This window comes from Vibrio sp. 10N.261.55.A10, assembly GCF_041470825.1.
In the GTDB taxonomy this organism is placed as follows: domain Bacteria; phylum Pseudomonadota; class Gammaproteobacteria; order Enterobacterales; family Vibrionaceae; genus Vibrio; species Vibrio crassostreae_C.
This window is the reverse complement of sequence record NZ_JBFRNC010000050.1, coordinates 170,462-181,252: the sequence shown is the minus strand read 5'-3', so window position 1 is coordinate 181,252 and position 10,791 is coordinate 170,462. Positions and strand designations below refer to the sequence as shown.

The 10,791-nt window shown below is 43.9% G+C and carries 11 protein-coding genes; 3 read left to right on the top strand and 8 right to left on the bottom strand.

Annotated elements, in window-relative coordinates:
- The first annotated feature begins 131 nt into the window (after positions 1 to 131).
- Together AB4274_RS16120 and AB4274_RS16115 are read left to right on the top strand one after the other, a co-directional pair.
- On the top strand, positions 132 to 440 hold the full coding sequence (locus tag AB4274_RS16120) for a hypothetical protein (protein WP_372112599.1): 309 nt from the start codon (positions 132 to 134) through the stop codon (positions 438 to 440).
- 520 nt (positions 441 to 960) lie between these two features.
- A complete protein-coding gene (locus AB4274_RS16115; protein ID WP_372112597.1) occupies positions 961 to 2,055 on the top strand; it encodes a hypothetical protein in 1,095 nt (364 codons plus the stop codon).
- A 5-nt stretch (positions 2,056 to 2,060) separates the two neighbouring features.
- Here AB4274_RS16115 and AB4274_RS16110 read toward each other — a convergent pair whose 3' ends face one another.
- The 6 genes from AB4274_RS16110 to rppH form a co-directional block, all read right to left on the bottom strand.
- On the bottom strand, positions 2,061 to 2,564 hold the full coding sequence (locus AB4274_RS16110; RefSeq protein WP_372112595.1) for an opioid growth factor receptor-related protein: 504 nt from the start codon (positions 2,562 to 2,564) through the stop codon (positions 2,061 to 2,063).
- Between the two features lie 387 nt (positions 2,565 to 2,951).
- Positions 2,952 to 3,803: a thymidylate synthase gene (locus AB4274_RS16105; protein ID WP_017059339.1), complete on the bottom strand. Its 852-nt coding sequence runs from the start codon at positions 3,801 to 3,803 to the stop codon at positions 2,952 to 2,954.
- Between the two features lie 9 nt (positions 3,804 to 3,812).
- A complete protein-coding gene (gene lgt / locus AB4274_RS16100) occupies positions 3,813 to 4,634 on the bottom strand; it encodes a prolipoprotein diacylglyceryl transferase (RefSeq protein ID WP_017059338.1) in 822 nt (273 codons plus the stop codon).
- Positions 4,635 to 4,691: 57 nt separating this feature from the next.
- Complete coding sequence (locus tag AB4274_RS16095) at positions 4,692 to 5,483, bottom strand: sulfite exporter TauE/SafE family protein (protein ID WP_372112594.1); 792 nt, start codon at positions 5,481 to 5,483, stop codon at positions 4,692 to 4,694.
- An 8-nt stretch (positions 5,484 to 5,491) separates the two neighbouring features.
- Positions 5,492 to 7,741: a phosphoenolpyruvate--protein phosphotransferase gene (gene ptsP, locus AB4274_RS16090; protein ID WP_017059336.1), complete on the bottom strand. Its 2,250-nt coding sequence runs from the start codon at positions 7,739 to 7,741 to the stop codon at positions 5,492 to 5,494.
- 2 nt (positions 7,742 to 7,743) lie between these two features.
- On the bottom strand, positions 7,744 to 8,262 hold the full coding sequence (gene rppH, locus AB4274_RS16085) for an RNA pyrophosphohydrolase (protein ID WP_017059335.1): 519 nt from the start codon (positions 8,260 to 8,262) through the stop codon (positions 7,744 to 7,746).
- A gap of 616 nt (positions 8,263 to 8,878) precedes the next feature.
- Here rppH and mutH point away from each other — a divergent pair.
- The gene (mutH, locus tag AB4274_RS16080; RefSeq protein WP_032546406.1) at positions 8,879 to 9,544 is read left to right on the top strand and encodes a DNA mismatch repair endonuclease MutH; all 666 of its coding nucleotides are present in this window, start codon (positions 8,879 to 8,881) and stop codon (positions 9,542 to 9,544) included.
- 88 nt (positions 9,545 to 9,632) lie between these two features.
- Here the strand turns inward: mutH and AB4274_RS16075 are convergent, their stop codons facing one another.
- Positions 9,633 to 9,944 (bottom strand): DUF6482 family protein, encoded by a 312-nt coding sequence (locus AB4274_RS16075; RefSeq protein ID WP_004735016.1) that lies wholly within the window; start codon positions 9,942 to 9,944, stop codon positions 9,633 to 9,635.
- Positions 9,945 to 10,136: 192 nt separating this feature from the next.
- A complete protein-coding gene (locus tag AB4274_RS16070) occupies positions 10,137 to 10,388 on the bottom strand; it encodes a hypothetical protein (protein WP_004735015.1) in 252 nt (83 codons plus the stop codon).
- Between the last annotated feature and the right edge of the window lie 403 nt (positions 10,389 to 10,791).

The window sequence follows — 10,791 nt, the reverse complement described above, 5'->3', positions numbered from 1 at the left end:
AGATCAACACGCCCTAGTTAGCGTGAACTAAAAAAACACATTCCCTGTAACCTTAGAGCGCGAACTGCCTCTCGCCCTCACAGACACGTCGGTTTCATTTTGGCGTGGCTTTTCATTTACAAGTATTCACTATGAAAATCACAATACCCTTCATATACCTGGCACACATCACTACAGCCCAGAACAAAGACGCAATCATCGCGGTTAAAGAGCCCCTTAACGCCCACATCAATATCATCGTTCCAAAACACTTTCCCATTGGCCTTACCGCCAAACTCACGAACTACCACTGGCATGACTGCCAACTATGGGTTGCCGACTGGTATAAGAGCCAGGACAACTTATATATTGCGCTATTAAGCGAAATCAAAGACAGAGCAGAAAATGGGGAACGAGAACTTCAGACACTCCCCTCACCTCTCTTCCTTTTTGATTACTGAAAACCGTCGCTTCATGAAAAAGTACCCCAATAGCCACTCAGGAAAACTAAAACCGAAAACACTATTGCAAGTACCATCAACTGAAGTACTCAAATCCATCAGATAGCATGACGATAATCGTCAAGCTGTCATCAAGACCGCCGAAAGCATTATCGCCTCACGCTGCAGCGTCAACGGGATCATGCACCGAAAAGTGGCCGAACCAAGATATGTGATAATCACCAACGCAGAAGAAACTTCAGTGAAAATACAGAACTACCAGCCCACGCATTCACAAGACTCAAACTTCTTTAACGCCAACCAAAAAAATAGGGTCAAAGAAGTCTCCGAAGGTATATCATTAAAACCAGCACATTGGCCAGATGGAGAAATCATCGTCGCAATTCCTGAGGCCGTACAAGCCCATTACAACAAACTAAAATTCAAATGATAAAAGTAAAAACGGGCATCACGTAACAATACCTAAGCAAAACCCAAAGCGCCGCTCCGCATTACACAACTTAAGAATTAGGCAGGATATATGGAATTTTTTAAGCTACTCAAAGAGGCAAAGTTACACTGGACTAGCGCTCAAGAACACCTCAACCAACTACCACATAGCATCAGGAAAGCTCGAGAGCACTCAAATAACGAAAGAGATAGACTCCAACCTGCATCCAACCTTGCTCATAAAGTAAAAATAAACCACTACAACGCCGAGGAATTGGTCCTTCTAGTACCGACCAAGTACAAAGAAACCCACAAAGTACTACAAGCCCTTATCGACATCTTCACCAAGCTTGAAGAATTGGCCAATGCGGCCAAAGTAGAAAACCCTGCAACACAAAGCTATTTGCTAACCCTCGCAACATTCCTAACTAAAAACGATAGATTTAGCATCCCAAACCTCCATAAAGAACTTATTACCGACTTCCCTATAGAAAAGATCCAAGCACAAGGCTTTAGATATTCCGAATTTGCCAAGAACGACCAAGATTTTCAGAAGTTTGAGGTGGTTAAATACATCTATGAGACAGAAGAGACAAAACTAGAACAAGGGTTCAAAGACTTAATTCCCCAGGCCAATTCTGCCATTGAAAGCATAAACACGGTGATAACGGACATAAACCTAAGAGCTACCAGCAAAATACAACCGATTAAATCCGTACCTACCAAACAACCAAAAACGGCAAATGAGCAAGAAGATAAGCCCCACCCCATGCTCACCACACCACTCCCATTTGAAGACTGCAGCAATGACAAAAAACAAGGGCCAAGCATCGACGAATTGCTCTTTCAGCCAAACCAAGGCTACGAAACCCCCTTTCAATCTGGCAACCTAAACAGATACATTGATTACGAATTTATGATCGGTGAATACAGCGTCGTCTTTATCCAACACATAGGAGAAAACCAAGTCGGCGTCACCATTGAAAAGTTCCACAAAAGCGAAACAACAAACGGCAAATACAACTTAACAGAGCCACAAGCCATCGTGTTCCACAAACTGATCGTTGAAACAGGAATGGCCAATCCAGACAGCTTCAACCCAGATGATGAAAGCGTGCGAAGGCTACTAAAGCGATTTTCTCACTGCAAAATAGAAGGGAACTTCAGGCACGGAATCTCCATATAGAGCCACTACAAATTCACATTGGCCTCTATCCAAAACCGCCTTGAAGACTCTTCGACCTCACCATACTCTGAAGGAACTTCAAGGACGGCCGACTGAAATTTCTTACTCAACTCCAATTGACCACACAAAGCTAAACTTCGAATAATCCTAGATATACGGTAGTGGTTATGACCACCACGTTTTAGCCAAATGTAATCGCGTAAATTGATACCATCGACAGCAATGATATCGTCACCCTCCCACCTTAACCCAAAGAATCGAAGCATCATTTCAAGAGAGCGCCGTTGCGCTAACAAAGCAGCCTTAGTCTCCATAAACGCCATCCTGTCAGTAAGGACCAAGACAGGAGCATGACCATTAAATTTCGTACTCACATCGATAGGGAATAACCACTGCACATACTTATGGTCGTGCTCCAACCAAAAATCACTGAGCTCCCATATATCGTGAATATACCGACCTTGATGATCAGGAACAGACCCCAAGTGAAAAGCAAGAATATCGGACATATCCCTCCCCAAAAAAATCAATCCAAAACTGCACTCCCTCACCACAAATCTGCGAGCAAGCTTCCTAATCGTATAACCCAAACGTCGCCAACCGCCATTTAAAGGAGAATCCAAAACAAAAAGCACTGCGACGCGGATTATTACGACAACAAATTATGAGTAACGAAGAAACAAAGCTAGGTACGAATTGCGAAAAGCTCGAACTCTGTGGTTTTCTTGTTTAATATCTAACCTATCTCTCAGACTAAACATGCTCTTCGTATCCCTAATTTCGTTTACTCGTGTCTACTCCTGATCTTCGCATCTCGAAACCCGGTTACTCGTCACTGAACCTTAAATAAAAAGGCTGCACAGAGGCAGCCTTTCAATCAAACAAAGCGAGTGAGATTAAACCGAGAATGGGTACTTAATCGCTTCGTGGCATTCGTAACCTTCAACCCAGAAGTCATCCATCGTTACCCATGTTTCCAAATCTTCTAGAGACTTAATCTGAGGATTGATATGGAATGTTGGGCCAGCTAACGGCTCACGCTTTAACTGGATATCACGCATAGGTGCAAGTTGATCTTCGTAAATATGAGCATTTACTAGCTTATGGTAAGCCACGCCAGCTTTCTTACCCGTGATTTGCGCCATGATAGCTAGGAAGACATACACTTGAACCATGTTGAAGTTCAGGCCTAGGGGTACATCGCAAGAGCGCTGAGTGCTGTTTAGGTACAGAGTATCACCAAGTAGTGAGAAGTGATGGCTGTACATACACGGACGCAAACATCCCATGTGGAACTCACCTGGGTTGTAGAAGTTTAAGATCTCGCCGCGGTCATCAATACCGTTAGTTAGATCATCAACAATCTTCTTCAGTTGGTCGATATGACCGCCGTCAGGTTTTGCCCATGCACGTCCTTGAACGCCATAAACACGGCCCATGTCATCTTCACCCTTGCGGTAAGGGTTATTCAGCCATGCTTCATTCAGGTTAGAATTCGCATCCCAAGTTTTAGTCCCTAGCTTACGAAAATCTTCAGCATTGTCGTAACCACGGATATAGCCAAGCAGCTCAGCAACTGCGGCTTTCCAAAAACTCTTACGCGTTGTTACCAGTGGGAATTGGTTATTACCAACATCATATTCAAGGTCAGCATTGATCACGGTTAAGCAACGCTTGCCCGTGCGTTCATTTTCAATCCAAGTACCGTCATCAACGATACGCTGACAGAGATCTAAATACTGTTTCACACCAATTCCTTACTTCGTTTGTTGTGGTAATTCGTCTTTGTAGTGACCACGCTTGTATGCCCACACCATCATCAGCACACCGATGATAACCATTGGCAGTGACAAAATTTGTCCCATAGAGATAAATCCACCGAACAAACCTAGGTGAGCATCAGGTTCACGTACGTATTCTACTAAGAAGCGGAATGTACCATATCCAGCTAGGAATAACCCTGATACAGAACCAAGAGGACGCGGCTTTTTGATAAACCAGTTCAAGATGAAGAACAGCACGATACCTTCAAGCGCCATCTCGTAAAGTTGAGATGGGTGACGAGGAAGTGGACCACCGTTAGGGAACACAATCGCCCATGGCACATCAGTCACACGGCCCCAAAGCTCGCTGTTCATGAAGTTACCTAGACGGCCCATACCTAAACCAAATGGGACGAGTGGTGCAATCATGTCTGCCACGCCAAAGAAGGTGCGACCATTCTTTTTCGCATACCAGAACATTGCGGTGATAACACCCAGCAAGCCACCGTGGAAAGACATACCGCCAGTCCATACCTTAAATAGGTACAGTGGGTCTGCTAGGAAAAGGTCAAAGTTGTAGAAAAGTACGTAGCCAATACGACCACCCAACACCACACCTAGAAAGCCAGCAAACAGTAAGTCTGATACTTGCTCTCGAGTCCAACCACTACCCGGTTGATCAGCTCGGCGATTTGCTAACCAAAGAGCAAACATAAAACCGACAAGGTACATTAGGCCGTACCAACGAACTGAGATTGGTCCTAGTTCAATAAGAACAGGATCGATATTTGGGAACTCGATAAAACCCTGAGACATACTTGGCTCTCTATCTAAATTGATTAACGGTTAGCTCAATGACTAACAGAAAAGACACTACAGCAGCATTGTGGCTGCTATAAACATTAAAAATACCGCAAAGAATTTCTTCAGCACAGGGGTTGGCAATTGAGTGGCCAGTTTCGCACCCACTCGAGTGGTCAAAACTGAGGTACAAGATATCGCGATCAAAGCCGGTAGATAAACATAACCCAAGCTATACGCAGGAAGAGCATCGACAGAAGATCCATGCCAAATGAAACCTAGCATTCCCGAAATCGCGATAACACAACCGCATACCGAAGATGAGCCGACGGCTTTACGCATTTCCACACCGTGATGGTTAAGGAAAGGTACCGATAAAGACCCACCGCCAATGCCCGCTAAGCTTGATACCAAACCAATCCCGCCGCCACACAACACGGTTTTAGCTGAACCCGGCATCGATTTTTGGCTCTTGGAGCGAATCGACAATAGCATTTGCAACGCCAACACCAAAACAATCACACCAAAGACTTTTGGTAAGTATTGAGCTGGAATTACATCGGCCACGAAAGAGCCGAGGAAGCCACCTATCACCACACCTGGCATCAACCATTTAACGACAAACATCTCTACGTTACCCAACTTTAGATGGTTAATCGCAGACGATCCCGACGTAACGATGATGGTTGATAGCGAAGTAGCCAATGCCATTTGCATCGCAAACTCTTGGGGGATACCCGCTTTAGGAAGCAAAAACAGTAAGGCAGGAACAACCAGCAAACCACCACCAATGCCTAGCAAGCCTGCTAAAACACCAACAATAGCACCAAGGCCCGCTAACAAGCCTATCAGTTCATATGACACGTTAAATCCTATTTTTTACCTGCTCGAATGAAGCCTGTAAATTCACGCTCTTCGAAATAGTTCAGCATCATACTATAGATGTCACTACCATACGGTTTTGAAAGTGCCTTATTTGCCAAATCCTGTAATTCAGCCAAGTTCGATTGACGAATCAAATATTTGGTTCTTGCGACATTCGAGGTATTCATACTTAACGTCTCATACCCCAATCCAATCAATAGCAGCGCGCCCATCGGGTCACCGGCTAACTCGCCACAAATACAAACAGGTAATTGATATTGCTTACAAGTATCATGAATTTGTTTTAATGCCATGATCACCGCAGGGTGCATTGATTCATAGACATCGGATACTCGTGAATTGTTCCGATCAACCGCTAATAAATATTGGGTTAAGTCGTTGGTACCGACTGAAACAAAGTCGACCTTATGCGCAATCAGCGGCAGTATGTACAGCATGGATGGCACTTCAATCATGATACCAACGCGAGGCATACGCACTCGGTTATCAAGCTCATGCACTTCATCATACGCTTGTTCAATCAACTGTAGCGCGTCATCCAACTCCTGTGCACCAGAGATCATCGGCAGCAAAATACTCAAGTTATGGCTTTCACAGCTCGCACGTAGCATGGCACGTAACTGAATAATAAAGATGTCAGGATGATCGAGCGTAAACCGAATACCACGCCAACCAAGGAATGGATTGTCCTCTTCGATAGGAAAATACGGTAAGGCCTTATCACCACCGATATCGAGTGTACGCATCACCACTTGTTTCTCTGGGTAGCTTGCCAGTACAGAACGATACTGCTTGAATTGTTCATCCTCTGACGGGAATCTTTGCTGCAACAAGAAAGAAATTTCAGTTCGATACAGCCCTACGCCATCAACGCCTTGGTTGATAGCGATGTTAGTGTCTGCACTTAAACCCGCATTAAGCAGAATCTCGACTTGCTTGTTGTCTTGCGTTTTTGCCGGTAGGTACAGCTCGCGATTGACCATAGAGGAGAGCTCACTCTCTTCTAGAATCAGCCCTCGATACTCTTTGAGCAGGCTTTTAGTCGGCTCAATAAAGATCTCACCGCTATACCCATCAACAATCGCTCGCTTGCCATTAGCTTGAGCTAGGTTGAGGTTTACCCCCATGACGGAAGGTATGCCAAGCGCTCGAGATAAAATCGCTGCGTGCGAGTTCGCCGCCCCTTCCAAGGAAATCACCGCTAAGAGCTTTTCTTTGGGAATAGACGCTAATACCGAAGCGGTTAACTCACGAACCACTAGGATAATCGGCTTATCTAACGTGCGAAGTTCATGTTCAGAGTTGTGGAGGAAATAGAGCAGCCTTTGTCCGAGCTCTCGGATGTCTTGTGCTCTCTCACGAAGATACACGTCCGACATACGAGCAAAGCGATTAGAATAACTCTCTACAACCTGTCTTAGTGCCCAATCGGCTTTATCGCCTTTCTGGATTTGGCTTTTTAGATCCTTACGCAGCATAGGATCGTTGAGTAAGTGAGTAAACAGGTCAAAGATCGCCAACGCATCTTTATTGATTTCGCTATCTAAGCGCTTTCGCATGCGCTTAAAGTCATTGAGGGCGTTTTCAACCGCTACCGCCAACAACTCATGCTCTCTCTCTATATTGAGCGTCGAAGCAGGATAAACATCGGTGAGTTCAGGCTGAGTGTTGTCCCACCATAAGTCACCAATCGCCACGCCCGATGAAGCTGCAATACCTTTAGTAGCCGGTAGCTTCTGTTGCTCTAACAGCCAATGGCCTTGAGTTTGGGCGTGCGCCACAATAACGGCAAGTTGTGCAGAGAGCGTGACAAGGAAGGATTCTTCCATCTCACTAAATAAACGTGGGGTCTTCTGTTGAATGACCAATACACCGAGCACTTGCTTGCGGTGGATAATCGGAGTACCGAGAAAAGAGTGATAGACGTTTTCTCCAAGCTCTGGAAAAAACTTATAAGCAGGGTGAGCAGACGCTTGTGCAAGGTTGATAGGTTCAGCACTTCTTTTAACAAGGCCAACCAGACCTTCGTCAAAACCAATGTGAATGCTATTGCCTTTGAAGATCAGGCCTTGAGTTGCCATCAACTCAAGGCGCTGCATATCATTATTTGCCAAATACACGGTGCAACATTCCGTCTGCATCGCACTGCATGTCTCTTTAACCAAAATATCAAGAGCCGTCGACACATCTTCAACTCTTGATACGTGTTCAACTATTTCCCTTAGTTGACTGAGCATGCTTAACCTCTACGCAATTTGCGCTTTCCTTTTATTTTTCGCTCTTTAAACGGCATTGCTAAAGATGCGAACTCTTTCATCGCTCGACGGTAAACATCTCGCTTGAAAGAAACAACTTGTCGAACTGGGTACCAGTAACTCACCCAACGCCAACCATCAAACTCAGGTGTACTTCCACGCTGCATATTGATATGCGATTCATCGCAATCTAAGCGCAAAAGGAACCACTTCTGTTTTTGTCCAATACAGACAGGTTTAGAATCCCACCGAACCAGTCGTTTGGGTAGCTTGTAGCGTAACCAATGACGACTTGTCGCGACGATCTTTACATCCTTTTTAGTAAGGCCAACCTCTTCATACAACTCGCGGTACATTGCCTGTTCCGGAGTCTCACCTTCATCTATTCCCCCTTGAGGGAATTGCCATGAATGTTGCCCGTATCGTTTAGCCCAGAAGACCTGACCATGGTTGTTACAGATTACAATACCAACATTTAATCGGTAACCATCGCCATCTATCACTGGCCAACCTCTATCTAAATTTTTAATTACTCTGATTTTTCCACATATCCCCAATCGGAGCAAACTTAGTGACGTGATAAGCGCTATATTTATGAATAATAACTAGGAATATGGATAAGTTTTGCTCAAATTCTAGTTACCCACACAATAGTGAGACATAGACCACATTTATTCACCTTTTCTGTGAATAACTATGTGAAGAATTACCCGCAATCGTTTTTTTTAATCCATAGATTCATCAACACCAAAAACAACAAATCAGTCAAAATAATTTTATTATTATATAAATCAGTAAATTAAAACAACATTCTAGTTTTAAAAAACATTAGAAATGTAAAAGATCTTTCAGAAACCTGACGTGGTTAAAGATCAACCACTCCGATGTTTATCCACACTACTAAGTGAAAGATTCATTTTGAACCCCATTTGGCAAGCATTTTATCCACCATAAACCCCTGTTTATTTATCCACTAAATTAATATTTCAATTAATTACCTTTATGTCCTGTGGATAACCCTGAGTTTGATCCCTTTTCTCGCAAGGAGATCATTTCTTAACCAGTCGTCATATGGTGATAACTTCTGATAAAATCATTTTTTTGATCATGCCTTTTATTATGAAACCAGAACCACAAACACAACAAGAGCTGTTAGAGCGCGCGTATGCCATCGCCGGAATGACCTTTAAAGAGCTCGCTGACGAAGCTGAGATGGTGATGCCAAACGACCTTAAGCGTGATAAAGGCTGGGTTGGGCAGCTATTGGAATGGCACTTGGGTGCACCTGCAGGCAGTAAGCCAGAACAAGATTTTGCCAAGCTCGGTATCGAGCTAAAAAGCATTCCGATTAGCTACTCTGGCAAGCCACTCGAAACCACCTTTGTGTGTGTTGCTCCTTTGATGGGTGTGCAAGGCATAACTTGGGAAACCAGCCACGTTCGAAACAAGCTGTCTAAGGTGTTGTGGATCCCTGTCGAGGGAGAAAGAGAGATCCCGCTAGCAGAGAGGCATGTAGGATCCCCATTATTATGGACACCTAGCCAAGCTGAAGACGAACTCTTGAAGCGAGATTGGGAAGAACTGATGGAGTTGATCGTTTTAGGCAATGTTGAACAGATAACAGCAAGACACGGTGAAGCACTGCATTTACGTCCGAAGGCTGCTAACAGTCGTGTGTTAACGGAAGCTTACGGTGCAAGCGGAAAACCTATCAAAACTAAACCACGTGGTTTCTATCTGCGAACTCAATTCACCCATAAATTACTGACAACACATTACGCATAGATCGTTTAATCGAGCCTCGATAGCCAAAACTATCAGTGCGTTAAAAAACAGTCTGGAATTAGAATCAATATCTCGCTACCAACGCCTCTTAATGAGGTTTGAGCGCCAGTTCAATATCACAGTAGCTTTGGCTTGGCTCATTACCAAACTCATCATAGGCGTTGTGTAAGCGAAGATACGCCTTTTCAAAGCCGAGCCGGAGTAACTCCTCTTTCACTTGATCCAAGGATCCAAAGTGAAGCGGCTCGCCGTCTTGCTTTACCGGTTCTAGCTTGTGTTTATATTCCACTGCTAATAGATATTCCGAGATATCGGAACAGCCAATAACGTATACCTTTGGTGTTTGATACGAGTCTTTGTGCTCTCCATGTAACCACATGTCTAATTGATGCTTTTGCATAACCGTCCTCCCCTGCTCTTTAAAGAGTAGTAGAACTCTTTTCCTTTACTAGGTAACGACTTAAAAAAGCAAAAAAGAGAAGCAAGAGCTTCTCTTTTTTGGCCAGTTCTAATTCAAAAGTTTGCACTTTCGACGCCATAACTATCACTGTGATTTATCCTAGGGGTTGAAAGGTGCTATCAACCCCGCAGATTACGTCGGTATTCGCGCACTTAAGACACGACGAAGGTGACGTACTCGACGTTCAATCGTAACAACTTCGGGTTCAGAAAAACCAATAGGTCGACCATCGGCTTCAAGACCAATATCTCTTAGTAAGTGAGTATTGTTCCATGGTAGATCATATGAACTGCGACGAACTTTTCGTTGCCATTCACGCTCTTCACGACGAAGGTCTGCACGGATAAGGACTGTTGCTAATTTTAAATATACTGAGTGACGCATAATAACTCTCCAGTTGTTGAATAAACTGAGGAAAAATAGCGTGTTAGATCGTATGAGGGTTTCTCACTTAGCTGCTATTTTTCCGCAGCCAAATAAGGATACGGATCTATTAGTTAGGTTTATCTTGGGTGTTTCGATCGGCCATGGCTGATGTTTGTGACATAACAGTCACCATGTCAGAACACGGATCAAACGAAGCGCAAATATGCTGTATAAAATCGAAATGTTTCATTTGCGCCTCCAAGCTAACTAAAAAATCCAAAAAAAATGGGGAAGTAAAAGCAGACAAGTCTTTGTTAAATCGTTGCTTTAACGGTTAAAGTCTAACCAAGTGAGTATATTATTCAACCGCTAATTGATTAACATTTTTAAAACAATGCATTCGCCTGAAATATTAGTTGCA